This window comes from Arthrobacter sp. NPDC058097 (genome assembly GCF_042884885.1).
Classification (GTDB): Bacteria; Actinomycetota; Actinomycetes; order Actinomycetales; family Micrococcaceae; genus Arthrobacter.
This window is the reverse complement of record NZ_JBHVSZ010000003.1, coordinates 138,371-152,488: the sequence shown is the minus strand read 5'-3', so window position 1 is coordinate 152,488 and position 14,118 is coordinate 138,371. Positions and strand designations below refer to the sequence as shown.

15 protein-coding genes are annotated in these 14,118 nt (G+C 67.3%); 3 read left to right on the top strand and 12 right to left on the bottom strand.

The window, feature by feature from the left end; translation table 11 throughout:
- A complete protein-coding gene (gene purU / locus ACFVTE_RS07220; protein ID WP_387098634.1) occupies positions 1 to 900 on the top strand; it encodes a formyltetrahydrofolate deformylase in 900 nt (299 codons plus the stop codon).
- 116 nt (positions 901 to 1,016) lie between these two features.
- On the opposite strand, the gene bcp is transcribed toward purU, so the two are convergent.
- The 9 genes from bcp to ACFVTE_RS07175 all read right to left on the bottom strand — a co-directional run bounded on the left by bcp (position 1,017) and on the right by ACFVTE_RS07175 (position 10,611).
- The gene (bcp, locus tag ACFVTE_RS07215; RefSeq protein ID WP_236805334.1) at positions 1,017 to 1,496 is read right to left on the bottom strand and encodes a thioredoxin-dependent thiol peroxidase; all 480 of its coding nucleotides are present in this window, start codon (positions 1,494 to 1,496) and stop codon (positions 1,017 to 1,019) included.
- A gap of 84 nt (positions 1,497 to 1,580) precedes the next feature.
- On the bottom strand, positions 1,581 to 2,237 hold the full coding sequence (locus ACFVTE_RS07210) for a winged helix-turn-helix domain-containing protein (RefSeq protein ID WP_387098632.1): 657 nt from the start codon (positions 2,235 to 2,237) through the stop codon (positions 1,581 to 1,583).
- Positions 2,238 to 2,247: 10 nt separating this feature from the next.
- Positions 2,248 to 3,591, bottom strand: coding sequence for an allantoinase AllB (gene allB / locus ACFVTE_RS07205; RefSeq protein ID WP_387098630.1), 1,344 nt, complete (start codon positions 3,589 to 3,591; stop codon positions 2,248 to 2,250).
- A complete protein-coding gene (locus ACFVTE_RS07200; protein WP_387098628.1) occupies positions 3,584 to 4,786 on the bottom strand; it encodes a glycerate kinase in 1,203 nt (400 codons plus the stop codon). The genes allB and ACFVTE_RS07200 overlap by 8 nt, the downstream gene beginning before the upstream one ends.
- Positions 4,787 to 4,789: 3 nt before the next feature.
- Positions 4,790 to 6,568, bottom strand: coding sequence for a glyoxylate carboligase (gene gcl, locus ACFVTE_RS07195; protein WP_387098626.1), 1,779 nt, complete (start codon positions 6,566 to 6,568; stop codon positions 4,790 to 4,792).
- Positions 6,569 to 6,700: 132 nt separating this feature from the next.
- Entirely contained in the window at positions 6,701 to 7,579 is an 879-nt protein-coding gene (locus tag ACFVTE_RS07190; RefSeq protein ID WP_387098624.1) for a 2-hydroxy-3-oxopropionate reductase, read from the bottom strand.
- Positions 7,580 to 7,686: 107 nt separating this feature from the next.
- Positions 7,687 to 8,487, bottom strand: a complete 801-nt coding sequence (locus ACFVTE_RS07185) for a hydroxypyruvate isomerase family protein (RefSeq protein ID WP_387098622.1) — start codon at positions 8,485 to 8,487, stop codon at positions 7,687 to 7,689.
- Between the two features lie 171 nt (positions 8,488 to 8,658).
- A complete protein-coding gene (locus ACFVTE_RS07180; protein WP_387098620.1) occupies positions 8,659 to 9,558 on the bottom strand; it encodes a hypothetical protein in 900 nt (299 codons plus the stop codon).
- Positions 9,559 to 9,567: 9 nt separating this feature from the next.
- Entirely contained in the window at positions 9,568 to 10,611 is a 1,044-nt protein-coding gene (locus ACFVTE_RS07175; RefSeq protein WP_387099017.1) for an SPFH domain-containing protein, read from the bottom strand.
- 105 nt (positions 10,612 to 10,716) lie between these two features.
- Between ACFVTE_RS07175 and ACFVTE_RS07170 the strand changes: the two genes are divergently transcribed.
- The gene (locus tag ACFVTE_RS07170) at positions 10,717 to 11,451 is read left to right on the top strand and encodes an NUDIX domain-containing protein (RefSeq protein WP_387098618.1); all 735 of its coding nucleotides are present in this window, start codon (positions 10,717 to 10,719) and stop codon (positions 11,449 to 11,451) included.
- 19 nt (positions 11,452 to 11,470) lie between these two features.
- Here the strand turns inward: ACFVTE_RS07170 and ACFVTE_RS07165 are convergent, their stop codons facing one another.
- On the bottom strand, positions 11,471 to 11,884 hold the full coding sequence (locus ACFVTE_RS07165) for an SRPBCC domain-containing protein (RefSeq protein WP_387098616.1): 414 nt from the start codon (positions 11,882 to 11,884) through the stop codon (positions 11,471 to 11,473).
- Entirely contained in the window at positions 11,881 to 12,210 is a 330-nt protein-coding gene (locus ACFVTE_RS07160) for an ArsR/SmtB family transcription factor (protein ID WP_387098614.1), read from the bottom strand. Before ACFVTE_RS07160 ends, ACFVTE_RS07165 begins: the two co-directional genes overlap by 4 nt.
- A 261-nt stretch (positions 12,211 to 12,471) precedes the next feature.
- Between ACFVTE_RS07160 and ACFVTE_RS07155 the strand changes: the two genes are divergently transcribed.
- Positions 12,472 to 12,678: a hypothetical protein gene (locus ACFVTE_RS07155; protein WP_387098612.1), complete on the top strand. Its 207-nt coding sequence runs from the start codon at positions 12,472 to 12,474 to the stop codon at positions 12,676 to 12,678.
- Between the two features lie 29 nt (positions 12,679 to 12,707).
- On the opposite strand, the gene ACFVTE_RS07150 is transcribed toward ACFVTE_RS07155, so the two are convergent.
- Positions 12,708 to 14,117, bottom strand: a complete 1,410-nt coding sequence (locus tag ACFVTE_RS07150) for a UDP-glucose dehydrogenase family protein (protein WP_387098610.1) — start codon at positions 14,115 to 14,117, stop codon at positions 12,708 to 12,710.
- Between the last annotated feature and the right edge of the window lies 1 nt (position 14,118).

The window sequence follows — 14,118 nt, the reverse complement described above, 5'->3', positions numbered from 1 at the left end:
ATGACTGCTATTCAGACTGAGAACCGCGCCTCCGGGCAGGCAAACAACGGCGTCGAGCACGTCCTGACCCTGGACTGCCCCGAAGGCCCGGGCATCGTGCACGCCGTTTCCGGCTTCCTGCTGGAATACGGCTGCGACATCATCGACAACAAGCAGTTCGGCGACCGGTCCGAGGGCCACTTCTTCATGCGGGTGCACTTCGCGTCCGACGGGAACGAATCCACGCTGGAGCAGCTGCGCGCCGGATTCACCCCGGTGGCGGAGAAGTACAACATGAAGTGGCGGCTGGAACGGAACGGGTCCCGCCGCAAGGTGCTGATCATGGTCTCCAAGTTCGGCCACTGCCTCAACGACCTGCTCTTCCGCGCCCGCGTGGGCGAACTGCCCATCGAGGTTGTGGGCGTGGTGTCCAACCACACCGACCACCAGGCCCTGGTGGACTGGCACGGCATCCCGTTCTTCCACATCCCCGTCACCGCGGCCACAAAGCCCCAGGCGGAGGCCCGGCTGCTGGAAATCGTGGACGAGCTGGACGTCGAGCTGGTGGTGCTGGCCCGCTACATGCAGGTCCTCAGCGACGACCTCGCGCGGAAGTTGGACGGCAAGGCGATCAACATCCACCACTCGTTCCTGCCGTCGTTCAAGGGAGCCAAGCCGTACCACCAGGCCTACGCCCGCGGAGTGAAGACCGTGGGCGCCACCGCGCACTACGTGAACGCGGAACTCGACGAGGGACCGATCATCGCGCAGCAGGTGGTGGAGGTTGACCACACCTTCGGCCCCGAGGACCTGGTCGCCGCCGGCCGCGACACCGAGTGCAAGGCGCTCAGCAATGCCGTCCGCTGGCACTGCGAAGGCCGCATCATCCTGAACGGCAACCGCACGGTGGTTCTGAAGTAACGGTGGCCCTGCAGTAGGGACGCTTCCTCACTTCTCGTCGCTTAAACCGAAACGCTCCTGCAGCTAGTGCGGGAGCGTTTCGGTTTAAGCGACCAAAGGTGAGGGCGGGTCCGGGGTCAGACGCCGAGCTGTTCGCGGAGCGCCTGGACGTGGCCCTGCGCCTTGACCTGGTACTGGGCCAGCGTGACCTTGCCTTCGGGATCCAGCACCACGGTGGAGCGCACGATGCCCTCGTGGACCTCGCCGTCGATGAGCTTTTCGCCCCAGGCGCCGTAAGCCAGTGCCACGGCGTGGTCCTCGTCGGCCAGCAGCGGGAAGGTGAGGTCGAAGTCGCCTGTGAAGTTCGCCAGCTTCTCCGGCGCGTCGGGGGAGATGCCCAGAACGGCGTAGCCGGAGCCCTGGAAGGAAGCCAGGTTGTCGCGGAAGTCGCAGGCCTCGGTGGTGCAGCCGGGGGTGGCGGCCTCGGGGTAGAAGTACACGATGACGTTCTTGCCGCGGTAGTCGGCCAGTGCGGTCTGCTTGCCTTCTGCGTCCTGCAGGGTGAAGTCCGGCGCCTGGGTTCCGGGCTGGAGCTTGGTGGTCAGTTTGGGGCTCATGGCATTCCTTCTGATGGATCTGGTTCGAGCGAAAAATCTGGTCAAGCACAATCACTGATCGGACTGATATGGATAACAGCAGCCCTAGATACTGTATTCCGCCGGGCCTCGCACGGTGGCTGCGGGTCCGCAGATGAAGCGGTAGCCGCCGCCGCGGACCGTGGCGATCGCGTGCCGGCCGCCATGCAGCTTCCGACGCACCCGCCCCACGTACACGTCGATGGACCGGGTCGCGGCGCCGGGGCTGTCGAACGACTCCAGGAACAGCCGCAGCTCCTCCCGGTCAACGGTCCGCGAGCAGTGCTCCACCAGGTAGCGCAGCAGCTTGAATTCGACGCCGGTCAGCGGCACCGGTTCACCGTCCAGCAGCACCTCGGACTGGGCCAGGTCCACGGCGACACGGCTGACGTGCCCGGCCGACGGCGGGAGGTGGGTGGCGCCGCCGTCGTCCGTTTCCGGGGAGTCCTCCGGAACGGACGACGACGGTTCCTGGGTTCCGCTGCCAACCGCACCCTCCCCTGGGGCGGCGGAAGCGGAAGTAGCGGCTCCGGCGGCGGGCCAGTGGACTTCCGCCTCCGGAGCAAATTGAAGGGCCCGCGCCAGCACCAGCTCGGCGGCCCGGGCCAGGACCTCAGGATCGATGTCCTGGCCTTCGGGCGGAGCTACCCAGACGGCCAGGCCGTGGGCCTTGGCGAAATTACGGGCCGACGTGCCGCGCGGTGAATGGGCATGCACAGCCACCGCGCGGCCCTCAGATGCCGCCGCGGCGGATCAGCTTGCCGCCGGGGGTCTGGCCGTCCACCACGTTGCCGCGCAGGTACGTGCGGCGGACCACGCCGGAGAGTGCCTTGCCATCGTACGGGGTGATGGGGTTCTTGTGCTTGAGCTTGGACACGTCCACCACGAAGGCCTCGTCCTGGGCGAAGACGGAGAAGTCGGCGTCGTAACCGAGGGCAAGCTGGCCCTTGTTGGAGAGGCGCGCCAGGGCGGCGGGCTTCTCGGCCATCCATGACACGACCTGTTCCAGCGGGATGCCGCGGTGCCGGGCCTCGGTCCAGATCAGGGACAGGCCCAGCTGCAGCGAGGAGACGCCGCCCCAGGCCACGGCGAAGTCGCCGTTCTCGAGGTCCTTCAGGTCCAGCGTGGACGGCGAGTGGTCGGAGACGATGCAGTCGATGGTGCCGTCCTGCAGGCCCTGCCAGAGGAGCTCGCGGTTGGAGGCCTCGCGGATGGGCGGGCAGCACTTGTACGCGGTGGCGCCGTCGGGGATTTCCTCGGCCATGAGCGTGAGGTAGTGCGGGCAGGTCTCCACGGTGAGGTGCACGCCGTCGCGCTTTGCCGACGCGATCATGGGCAGCGCGTCCGAGGATGAAAGGTGCAGGATGTGGGCACGGGCGCCGGTCCAGCGGGCGCGCTCAATCACCTCGGCGATGGCCTTGTTCTCGGCGCCGCGGGGGCGGGAGGCCAGGAAAGTGGAGTAGTGGGCGCCGCCGGGGTGGGGTGCGTGGTCGATGGCGTGTGAGTCCTCGGCATGGACGATCATGAGAGAGTCGAAGGACTTCAGCTCGCGCATGTCCTCCTCCATCTCGTCCGCCTCCAGGTGCGGGAACTCGTCCACGCCGGAGTGCAGCAGGAAGCACTTGAAGCCGAAGACGCCCTCGTCGTGCAGCGGGCGCAGGTCGGCTTTGTTGCCGGGGATGGCGCCGCCCCAGAACCCGACGTCCACGAACGCCTGGTCCTCGGCAACCTCACGCTTGAGCTTGAGGCCGTCCACGTTGGTGGTGGGCGGGATGGAGTTCAGCGGCATGTCGATGATGGTGGTGACGCCGCCGGCCGCCGCAGCACGGGTGGCGGAGGCGAAGCCCTCCCACTCGGTGCGGCCGGGCTCGTTGACGTGGACATGGGTGTCCACCAGGCCGGGTATCAAGGTTTCGTCGTCGGCGAGTTCGATGACCTCGGTGCCGGCAAGGCCGTTGCCGAGCGGTTCGAGGGCGACGATCTTGCCGCCGCGGACGCCCACTTCACGGGCGGCGATCCCGGCGGTGGTGAGGATGCGCCGGCCCCGGATGACCAGGTCAAAGCGTTCTTCAGACATTCAGGGGCTCCTTCGTATTAACACTGTCGGTCAGGTGCACGCCGATGTGCTGACCCAATTCTTCAAGCAGTCGGCCTGCTTCAGCCATACATATCTCAACTCTGCTTTCCAGCGCCGTCAAAGGGTAGACCTGCCGGAAACCCGACCCCCGCTGCTGTTCGGCTGACAGCGTGGTGCGGCCGCAGACGGCCAGCACCGGCAGCCCGGCTTCGGCCGCCGCACGGGCTACGCCCATGGGCGTCTTGCCCAGCAGGCTCTGTTCGTCCAGGCTGCCTTCACCGGTGATCACCAGGTCAGCGTCGGCCAGCCGTTCCGCCAGCCGGGTGAATTCAAGCACGACGTCGATGCCCGGGCGGCGTGATGCCGCCAGTGCCGCGATGGCGGCGTAGCCCACACCGCCGGCCGCTCCGGCGCCCGGTGCGCTGGCGGCCTTGACGGCCCGGGGGCCGATCTCCGCGGCGAGGACCTGGACGAAGTTGGCGAGGGCGGCGTCCAGCTCGCCCACGTCGGCGGGGGTGGCGCCCTTCTGCGGCCCGAAGATGGCCGCCGCGCCTTCCGGGCCGAGCAGGGGGTTGTCCACGTCGCTCGCGAGGACGAAGCGGGATTCCTCCAGCCGGGTGTCGAAGACGGAGAAGTCGATGGAGGCAAGGTTAGCGAGGGCTGCGCCGCCGAGGGGGAGTTCGTTGCCGGCGGCGTCGAGCAGCCGGGCGCCGAGGCCCTGCAGCACGCCCGCGCCGCCGTCGGTGTTGGCGCTGCCGCCGACGCCGAGGATGATCTGCCGGCAGCCGGCGTCAAGCGCAGCTCGGATGAGTTCCCCGGTGCCCAGGCTGCTGGCGGTCCGGGCGGAAGCGGAACCCGGCCGCCCGCCGTCGTGCTTGGACACGGCGGAGGGCGGCAGGACGGCGAGGCCGGAAGCGGCGGCCATTTCGATCACGGCCTCCCGGCCGCGGACCGCGAACTCCGCCGTCAGCGGCTGCCCGGTGGGGCCGCTGACCACGGCGCTCCGGCGGATGAAGCCGGAGCCGACGGCGGCGTCGAGGGTGCCCTCGCCGCCGTCGGCCACGGGAATTCGCAGTACCTCAAGGGTTTCGGGGCGGCCCGCGGTGGCGGAGCGCAGCCCTGTTTCAAGGTGCCGGGCGACGTCCGGGGCGGAGAGTGAGCCCTTGAACTTGTCCGGCGCGATAACGATGCGCATTGCTTAGTCCTGCAGGGCCAGGATGGCGGTGGGGGCGTCGGCGGCGGTGGCGGCCAGTTCCTCGAACTCGTTCACGGCGTTGATTTCCAGGCCCATGGAGATGTTGGTGACCTTTTCCAGGATCACTTCAACCACCACGGGAACCTGGAACTCGCCCATCAGTGCCTTCGCCTTGTCGAACGCGGCCGGCATGTCCTCGGGGCTGGTCACGCGGATGGCCTTGCAGCCCAGGCCCTCGGCGACCTTGAGGTGGTCCACGCCGTAGCCCTCGGTCTCGGGGGAGTTGATGTTGTCGAAGCCCAGGGACACGTGGTAATCCATGTTGAACCCGCGCTGGGACTGGCGGATCAGGCCCAGGTAGGAGTTGTTCACCACCACGTGGATGTACGGCAGGTTGAACTGCGCGCCCACGGCCAGTTCCTCGATCATGAACTGGAAGTCGTAGTCGCCGGACAGCGCCACCACGTTCTCGCCCGGCTTGCCGCGCACGACGCCGAGGGCGGCCGGAGCGGTCCAGCCCAGCGGGCCGGCCTGGCCGGCGTTGATCCACTTGCGGGCGCCGAACACGTGCAGCATCTGGGCACCGGCGATCTGGGACAGGCCGATGGTGGACACATAGGTGGTGTCCTTGCCGAACGCCTTGTTCATCTCCTCGTACACGCGCTGCGGCTTCATCGGCACGTTGTCGAAGTGGGTCTTGCGGTGCAGGGTGGCCTTGCGCTCGGCGCACTCGGCAACCCAGCCCTTGTAGTCCGGCAGGGTTCCGGCGGCCTGGCGTTCGCGCGCGATTTCCAGCAGGCCGTCCAGGGCGGCGCCGGCGTCGGAGGCGATGCCGAAGTCCGGGGAGAACACACGGCCGATTTGGGTGGGCTCGATGTCGATGTGCACGAACTTGCGGCCGGCGGTGTAAGTGTCCAGGCCGCCGGTGTGGCGGTTGGCCCAGCGGTTGCCGATGCCGATCACGAAGTCGCTGCGCAGGAAGGACTCGTTGCCGTAGCGGTGGCTGGTCTGCAGGCCGACCATGCCGGCCATCAGCTCGTGGTCATCCGGGATGGCACCCCAGCCCATCAGGGTGGGGATGACCGGAACGTTCAGCAGCTCGGCGAGCTCCACCAGCTGCGCGGAGGCGCCGGCGTTGATGATGCCGCCGCCGGCCACGATCAGCGGGCGGTCGCCGGCCGTCAGCATGTCCAGGGCCTTCTCCAGCTGCTTGCGGGAGGCCTTGGGCTTTTCGACGGGCAGCGGCTCGTAGGTGTCGATGTCGAATTCGATCTCGGCCATCTGCACGTCGATCGGCAGGTCCAGCAGAACCGGGCCCGGGCGGCCGGAGCGCATCAGCTGGAAGGCCTTCTGGAAGGCGCCGGGAACCTGGCCGGGTTCCAGGATGGTCATGGCCATCTTGGTGACGGGCTTGGCGATGGACTCGATGTCCACAGCCTGGAAGTCTTCCTTGTGCAGCTTGGCCACGGGGGCCTGGCCGGTGATGCAGAGCATGGGGATGGAGTCGGCCCACGCGGCGTACAGGCCGGTGATCATGTCGGTGCCGGCGGGGCCGGAGGTGCCGATGCAGATGCCGATGTTGCCGTCCGCTGCGCGGGAGTAGCCGTCGGCCATGTGGCTGGCGCCTTCAACATGGCGGGCCAGCGTGTGGCGGATCCCGCCGTGGGCCCGCATGGCGGAGTAGAACGGGTTGATCGCCGCACCCGGCAGGCCGAACGCCTCGGTGGCGCCCTCCTTTTCCAGGATGGCGATGGCAGCGTCTACGGTGCGCATCTTGGTCATGGTGTGCTCCTAAAAAGTCTTTGTTTTGCCCGGTTCGGGGCGGATTTTGGGTGTGCTGGGGGAGCCGCCGTCGTTTGCGTACGACGGCGGATGCCCGGTTTTGCTTGTTTTGTCCGGTCTTTACCGGGGTGCTTACTTCCGGCCGCTGAGCTGCAGGACCTGCTTGAAGAGTCCCGAGTGGTCCAGTCCGCCGTCGCCCTGGTTGACGGTGGCGGCGACGAGCTGGGCGACGACGGCGCCGAGCGGGATGGAGACGTTGGCTTCGCGGGCGGCGGAGGTGACGATGCCCAGGTCCTTGTGGTGCAGGGCGAGGCGGAAACCGGGGTCGAAGTTGCGGTCGAGCATCTTCTGGCCCTTCTGGTCGAGGACCTTGGAGCCGGCCAGGCCGCCGCCGAGGACCTTGAGGGCGGCGTCGGTGTCCACGCCGTAAGCCTCGAGGAAGGCGATGGCCTCGCCGAGGACCTCGATGTTGACGGCGACGATCAGCTGGTTGGCAGCCTTGACGGTCTGGCCGGAGCCGGAGGGGCCGACGTGGACGATGGTCTTGCCGACGGCGTTCAGGACGTCCTGGGCCGCCTCGAAGTCGGCCTTGTCGCCGCCGACCATGATGGAGAGGACGGCGTCGATGGCGCCCTGTTCGCCGCCGGAGACGGGGGCGTCGAGGGGGCGGATGCCCGCCGCGGTGGCTTCTTCCGAAAGGCGCTTGGCGACGTCGGGGCGGATGCTGGACGCGTCGATCCAGAGGGTGCCCTGCTTGGCGTTGGCGAAGACACCGTCGGGGCCGCTGACGACGCCTTCGACGTCGGGGGAGTCCGGCACCATGGTGATGACGACGTCGGCGTCCTTGACGGCGTCAGCGATGCTGGACGCGCCCTTGCCGCCTTCGGAGACGAGCTTGTCGATCTTGTCCTGGCTGCGGTTGAAACCGGTGACGGTGTGGCCGGCCTTGACGAGGTTGATGGCCATGGGCAGTCCCATGATTCCGAGTCCGATGACTGCAACGTTGCTCATGATGGTTCTCTTTCTGAAGTCTGTTTGTGGTGCGCGGGTGCGGGTGGCTGGGCCCACGCCCGCAGGGGTCCCCGGCCGAGCTTGCGAGGCTGGGGTGCGGGTGGGGACTAGTTGGCGGCGTGTTCGCGGATCGCCCAGCTGAAGGCGGTTTCCTGCGGTTCCTTGTACTCGAGGCCGATGTAGCCGCTGTAGCCGAGTTCGCGGCTGCGGGCGATCCACTCGCCGAGGGGAAGCTCGCCGGTTCCGGGAGCCCCGCGGCCGGGGTTGTCGGCAATCTGGATGTGGCCGAAGTCCTTGGCGTGGTTTTCGATGACCGCGGCGACGTCGTCCCCGTTGACGGCCAGGTGGTAGAAGTCCGCGAGCAGCTTGATGTTCTGTGCGCCGGATTCCGCCTTGACCCTGGCGATCACGTCGAGCGCGTCCTGGGCCTTAAGGAGCGGGTAGCGCGGGGCTCCGCTGACGGGTTCGAGGAGGACGGTGCCGCCGATCCGTGCCACGCCTTCTGCAGCGGCGGCCAGGTTCCTGGCTGCCAGTTCGTCCTGCTCCGCGGGGCTGAATTCCTCCTGACGGTTGCCGTAGAGGGCATTGAAGGCCTTGCAACCGAGGCGCTCGCCGATGCCGGCGACGACGTCGATGTTGTCCTTGAACTCGCCCTCACGGCCCACCCAGGAGACCAGTCCACGGTCGCCGCCGGGCATGTTGCCGGCGTTGAAGTTCAGGCCGGAGAGCTGGACGCCGGCATCGGTGATGGCGCGCTCGAAGGCCGTGGTCTCGGCGTCGGAAGGGACTGAGCTCTCAAAGGGCCACCAGAACTCGACGGCGTCAAAGCCCGCCGCCTTCGCGGCTGCGGGGCGCTCGAGCAGGGGCAGCTCCGTCAGGAGGATGGAGCAGTTCACTGTGTACGTCATCGTAGGTCCTTCCGGGGGAGGGGCTTTGATCTATCTTCCCTGCTTCTCGGTTTATTACCGTTTCCGCTTTGTGGAATTTAGATTCTGCTTTATGAAAAGTGTAGGGAAGGGGTGGCGGGGTAGTCAAGGGGAGCCTGGAGCAAGGTGGGCTTGGTAGGGAGGGGATGCTTCCTAAACCACCAGCCGGAGCGGCCGCGTTCCCAGTGCCACGGTGATCTCCTGCCCCCATGAAGCCGTGAGCCGGTCGTCCTCCATGCCGTCGCCGAACACCACCAGCCGATCGGACGCCACCGTGATCCTCAGCATATGGTCCGGTTCAAGGGAGCCCTCGGTCAGCGATACGCCGGTGGTGGGGGAGGGCCAGGCCTCACGGACAAACCATGCGAGCCGCGGGTCCGTAGGGGCCGGCAAAGCGGCCCGTCCGCCGCGTTCCAAGGCAATGGATGCACACCAGCCGGTCGCACCTGTTCCTGTTGAAACGATCAGGCCCGACGAGGACTGACGCTCAGCCCGGCCGTCCGGCGCAGTGAGTTGGTAGCGGGCTGACTGGTGCGAGGCGTGCCCGATGAAAACTTCGTTGAGCCCGGAAAGTTCCTGACCGTCGTCGAGCCGTGCAGTCACGGTTGTGAGCGCTTGGCAGCCTAGCCGCTCCAACCCCTTCTGCGAAGCCTCCTGGAGCAGCCGGGCGGCAGCCTTGGGAGTGTGCCGGACCAGGACGCCGGGGTTGGCCCCGGGTTCCGGATCGATCCCGATGACTGGCTGGCCATCCAGGTACTTGGCGAGGTTTGCCACAAGTCCGTCCTGGCCCACCACTGCCATGATGTCCTGGGGAGTGAGGAGGAAGCGCGGCAGGTCCGCGCGCTCCACCTCCGCATGGCGCCAGTCGGCTGGAATCGCGGCGCGGACTGTTGCCAAAGCCGCAGCGAGCCGGTCGTGGCGCTCCTGGACATCCTGGATGCTCCGGCCCCGGGTGCGGAGGAAGAATTCCGCCTGGCCGCGGGTGGCGTGCCGGTCGAGGAGATCCTGCAGTTCGGTCCGCCGGTGGACGATGACGAGGCGGGGGTTTGCCATGGTGGTTCCCTATTTCTCGATCCGGGCGGCAGTGGCGCTGGCCGCGCGGGTGGCAGCCCCCGGCTCCCGGAACAGCCCCGCGAGGGCGCCGCTCAGCAGGTCCGGCGTGATGGTCAGGTTCCCGATGGAGGGCAGCGAACCTGCAGCGTCGCGCAGTGCCAGAGCCAGCAGGGTGGCCTGTTCCATGCCGCGGTAGACCTCCATGGCGGCGGCCTCGCGTGCTGCCGACGCTTCGCCCACCAGTCGGATTTGGTTGGCCTCCGCCGCGGCGCCGATGCCCTTGCGCTGGGCCGACCCCTGCGCCTCGATGAGGTCCGCGGCGGCCCGCTCCTCCGCCTCCCGCCGCGCATTGGTGCCTTCCTGGCTCACCAGGTTTTCACGTCGGACGGCCAGTTCGATCCGGCTGGACATCTCGTTTTCCGAGATGGTGCGTTCACGCTCGACGGCGAGTGCCCGGCGTTCGTACACGGCCCGGTCCGCTTCGGCCTGCAACTGTTCACGCACCGGTGTCTGCAGGGCGCGTTCGACGTCGGACTCCGGACGTACTGCGAGAACCTGGACGCCGAGGACTTCGATGCCGGTGGACAAGAGCCGTGTGTCTGCGCGGAGTGATTCTGTGAGGACGGAGCGAAGCTGGCTGACTCCGCGCTCCAGGGCTTCGGCCAGCGTGGTGGTTGCAATCTGGTCGATCGCCTGGCTTTGGCAGAGTTGGCCGATGATGGTGGCCACTTGCTCCCTGCCGGATGCCGGTGCGGAACCGGGCGGCTGCAGGCCGAAATCGAGCCTGTTCGAAACGGCAACCGGGTCCACAAAGCGGTAGGTCACGTTGGCCTGGACGCTCACGTCCTGGTGGTCGCGGGTAATTGCGTGAAAGAGCGTCGGCAGTTCCTGATCGTCAACGGGAACCTCGCTGAGCACGGAATTTGCCGGCCGGAACCAAAATGCCTGACCCACTCCTTGGTGCCTGACCGTCCCCTTCTGCAGGTGCACGACATATCCCGTGGGGCTGCCCAGGAAGTGGCTGATCCAGGGGTAGCGCTTGATGTTCGCCATGGCAATCTCCTCAGTCATCGATATTGTCGTCAATTTGACGATAACTGACCATAAGCCCGCGTTCGATTTATTGTCAATATGACGATAACTACCTAGGATGGGTCCATGCCTGATGCATCTCCAGCGCCCGCGCTCTTCCCTGTGACGGTGGACATCGTCGCCCTCACCGTGCGCGAGGACGTCCTGAATGTCCTGCTCATTACCCGCCTCATCGAACCTTTCCGCGGCAGGCTAGCCCTGCCGGGTGGCTTCGTCCTGGCCGGTGAGGATCTGACGACGGCGGCAGCCCGAGAACTGGCGGAAGAAACCGGCGTCGAGCAGGTCCCGGGGCATCTCGAGCAACTGGGCAGCTACGGCCCGAAGGGGCGCGACCCGCGGGGCGACGTCCTAACCGTCGCGCATCTCCTTCTGGCGCCTGATTTCCCTGTGCTTTCCGCCGGGAGCGACGCGGAGCGCGCCGGGTGGTATCCGGTCAGTCAAGTCCTGGACGGCGGGCTGCAACTGGCCTTCGACCATGAGCTGATTCTCGGCGACGCCCTGGAGCGGGCGAAGTCGAAGCTCGAGTACTCGCCGCTGGGCGCAGCCTTTTGCGGCAAGGAGTTCACCATTGCCCAACTGCGCACCGTGTACGAAGCCGTGTGGGGTACGCGTCTGGATCCCCGGAATTTTCACCGCAAGGCAACAGGTACGCCCGGGTTTCTGGAGGATACGGGGAGAATGACTGAGGGCGACGCCGGCAGGCCGGCCGCGCTTTTCCGGCTCGCAGAGTCGGCTCGAACAGCGGCGGGTCAGCCGGTACGTGCGGTACTGAACCCGCCGCTGATGCGGCCGCGCGCGTGAGTGCTGGGACGGGGCCGGTCTAAGCCCGCGCTGCGTCCGCCAGCACGCCGTCGATCCGGGACAGCACCCCGGGCCAGCCGTTGCCCATGCCGTCGAAAGCCTGCTGGCCCATCGGGGTGTCGAGCTTGAACCCGGCGTGCTCGAGGTGCAGGACTGTTCCATCCTCGACGGTCTCGAGCGTCCATGTGACGGTGGTGTCCAGGCCGCCCTCGGCGAACAGGAAGCTGATAGAGGTGCCGGGGTCGACGCTGAGAACTTCGCACTGCTGGGTGCCCCACGCGCCCATGTCCAGCGTGAAGCGGTGGCCGACCGTCGGCGCAATGTCTCCCGGCGCCAACCAGCGGGCAAGCAGGTCCGGCGTCGTGAGTGCCTTCCAGACTGCCTCCGGCGGGTGCGGAAAGTGCCGGGTGAGGCGGATCGTGTTCTCGGTCATGATGGGTGCTCCTCGTTCGATAGGTTGCAGTCCAGTAGGTTGCCCAGCGCATCAAGGCGCAGATTCCAGCAGTGCTCGTAGTGCTTCAGCCAGCCGCCCACCTCGGCCAGGCCGGCCGCCTGAAGGTGGTAGATCCGGTTTCTTCCCTGTCGTTCTTCCCGGACGAGCCCCGCCCCGCGAAGCACGGCGAGGTGTTCCGACGCCGTGGAACGGCTCTGTTCGAGCAGGCCCGTGAGGTGGCCCGCTGTCCGCGGCCCGTTGCGGAGCTCATCGAGAATGGCGCGCCGCGCCGGGCTGGCCAGGGCGCCGAAGATGTCGGGAAGCACGACTGCAGGATATGTCGGAAATTTCCGAAATGAAAGTCTGGCCGGGCAGCAGCCAGGAAGACGTAAATGCCCCTGTTTTGCGGGGCTCCGGGCTCGTAAAATAAAGGTGGGGCCGACGGCAAGAGCCCTGGAGAGCGATCCTTACGAGCCCGGGGTGCCTTCCCAACCGCCGCCGGCCCTTATGAATGCCGCCGGGTTCCGATCCGGTCACGCTCCGGCAACAACCCTTCCCGCAAGATCACGCCCATGTGACCATTGGGCATGAGCGAAGAACTTATGGCGGCGGCACCCTCCGGCGGTGGCGCTCCCCACAATCGAACGGCCGGACTGATCCACTCCGAAGGCTCCGAGGCAACACGCAAGATGCGCGAGCAGGCCAAACGGCGCCGGGAAGCAGAAGCAAAGCTGCAGCTGCACCTGATGGAAACCCGCAACAAATCAGCCGGAACGCCGGACCCAGCACTCTGACTGCCCCGTACTCTAACTGCACCGCCCTGCTACACCCCTTGCGGCACCTGCCCCTCCACAGCAACTGAACCCTGAACAACCCGCGCGGGTAGCTTGTTGGGCGCGCCGAGGGCGCGGTAGTCCCATCCGGCGGCGCGGTAGGCGTCGGCGTCGAGGGCGTGCCGGCCGTCCACGATGTTCCGTAACTGCACCAGGGCGCCGAGTGCGGCGGGGTCGGCTTGGCGGAAGATGTCCCATTCGGTGAGGAGGGCCACGACTTCGGCCCCGGTGACGGCTGCTTCGAGGGTCTCGGCGTAGGCGAGGTCCGGATAGCTGCGGCGGGCATTGGCCATGGCCTTGGGGTCGTAGACGGTGACTTTGGCGCCGGCCTGGTGGAGCATGCGGGCGACGTCAAGGGCGGGGGCGTCGCGGATGTCGTCGGAGTCGGGTTTGAAGGCTGCGCCGAGGACGGTGACGTGGACGCCGGTGAGGTCGCCGCAGGCCATTTCGGTGATGAGATCCACGGTGCGTTGGCGGCGGCGCTGGTTGATGGCGTCCACTTCCTGCAGGAAGCCGACGGCCTGTCCGACGCCGAGTTCCCGGGCCCGGTGGGTGAAGGCGCGGATGTCTTTGGGTAGGCAGCCGCCGCCGAAGCCGAGGCCGGGTTTGAGGAAGCGGCCGCCGATGCGGTTGTCGTAGGAGAGTGCGGTGGCGAGTTGGTTGACGTCGGCGCCGGTGGCTTCGCAGATCTCGGCCATTGCGTTGATGTAGGAGATCTTGGTGGCCAGGAAGGAGTTGGCGGCGGCCTTGACGAGTTCTGCGGTGGCGAGGTCGGTCTCCACCACCGGGGTGCCGTCCGCGATGATGGGTGCGTAGCAGGCGGCCAGCCGGTCCCGGGCCCAGCCGGACGCAACACCGAACACCAGCCGGTCCGGGCGCAGGGTGTCCTCCACCGCGTGCCCCTCGCGAAGGAACTCCGGGTTCCACGCGAGTTCCGCCAGGGTGCCGGCCGGGGCGTTCAGCTGAAGGAAAGTGGTGAGGCCCTCCGCTGTGCCAATCGGAACGGTGGACTTTCCCGCGACCAGGCAATGCCGGTCCAGGTGCGGGGCCAGTCGGGCGAAGGCAGCGTTCACGAAGCGCAGGTCGGCTGCCGGCGAATCAGGCATCTGCGGGGTGCCGACGCAGACGAAGTGGACACTCGCGGAGCGGGCGGCGGAGAAGTCACTCGTGAACGTCAGCCTGCCGCTGTCCAGCATCCGGCGGAGCAATTCGTCCAGTTCGGGTTCGAAAAACGGCAGCTGCCCGCTGGACAGCAAGCGGATCTTGGCGTCGTCGACGTCGATGCCCACCACCCGGTGGCCCAGCAGCGCCATGCACACGGCCTGCGTGGTCCCGAGGTACCCGGTCCCGATAACCGACAGGGACAGTCCATCCGGTCCCCGGCTTGGGAAATTCAGCATT

What these genes read in the sequence shown, in the direction of transcription:
- ACFVTE_RS07190 (WP_387098624.1), bottom strand. Translation starts at nt 7,579, where the DNA reads ATGAGCAACGTTGCAGTCATCGGACTCGGAATCATGGGACTGCCCATG.
- allB (WP_387098630.1), bottom strand. Translation starts at nt 3,591, where the DNA reads ATGTCTGAAGAACGCTTTGACCTGGTCATCCGGGGCCGGCGCATCCTC.
- ACFVTE_RS07185 (WP_387098622.1), bottom strand. Translation starts at nt 8,487, where the DNA reads ATGACGTACACAGTGAACTGCTCCATCCTCCTGACGGAGCTGCCCCTG.
- ACFVTE_RS07175 (WP_387099017.1), bottom strand. Translation starts at nt 10,611, where the DNA reads ATGGCGAACATCAAGCGCTACCCCTGGATCAGCCACTTCCTGGGCAGC.
- gcl (WP_387098626.1), bottom strand. Translation starts at nt 6,568, where the DNA reads ATGACCAAGATGCGCACCGTAGACGCTGCCATCGCCATCCTGGAAAAG.
- ACFVTE_RS07165 (WP_387098616.1), bottom strand. Translation starts at nt 11,884, where the DNA reads ATGACCGAGAACACGATCCGCCTCACCCGGCACTTTCCGCACCCGCCG.
- ACFVTE_RS07170 (WP_387098618.1), top strand. Translation starts at nt 10,717, where the DNA reads ATGCCTGATGCATCTCCAGCGCCCGCGCTCTTCCCTGTGACGGTGGAC.
- ACFVTE_RS07155 (WP_387098612.1), top strand. Translation starts at nt 12,472, where the DNA reads ATGAGCGAAGAACTTATGGCGGCGGCACCCTCCGGCGGTGGCGCTCCC.
- ACFVTE_RS07150 (WP_387098610.1), bottom strand. Translation starts at nt 14,117, where the DNA reads ATGCTGAATTTCCCAAGCCGGGGACCGGATGGACTGTCCCTGTCGGTT.
- bcp (WP_236805334.1), bottom strand. Translation starts at nt 1,496, where the DNA reads ATGAGCCCCAAACTGACCACCAAGCTCCAGCCCGGAACCCAGGCGCCG.
- ACFVTE_RS07180 (WP_387098620.1), bottom strand. Translation starts at nt 9,558, where the DNA reads ATGGCAAACCCCCGCCTCGTCATCGTCCACCGGCGGACCGAACTGCAG.
- purU (WP_387098634.1), top strand. Translation starts at nt 1, where the DNA reads ATGACTGCTATTCAGACTGAGAACCGCGCCTCCGGGCAGGCAAACAAC.
- ACFVTE_RS07200 (WP_387098628.1), bottom strand. Translation starts at nt 4,786, where the DNA reads ATGCGCATCGTTATCGCGCCGGACAAGTTCAAGGGCTCACTCTCCGCC.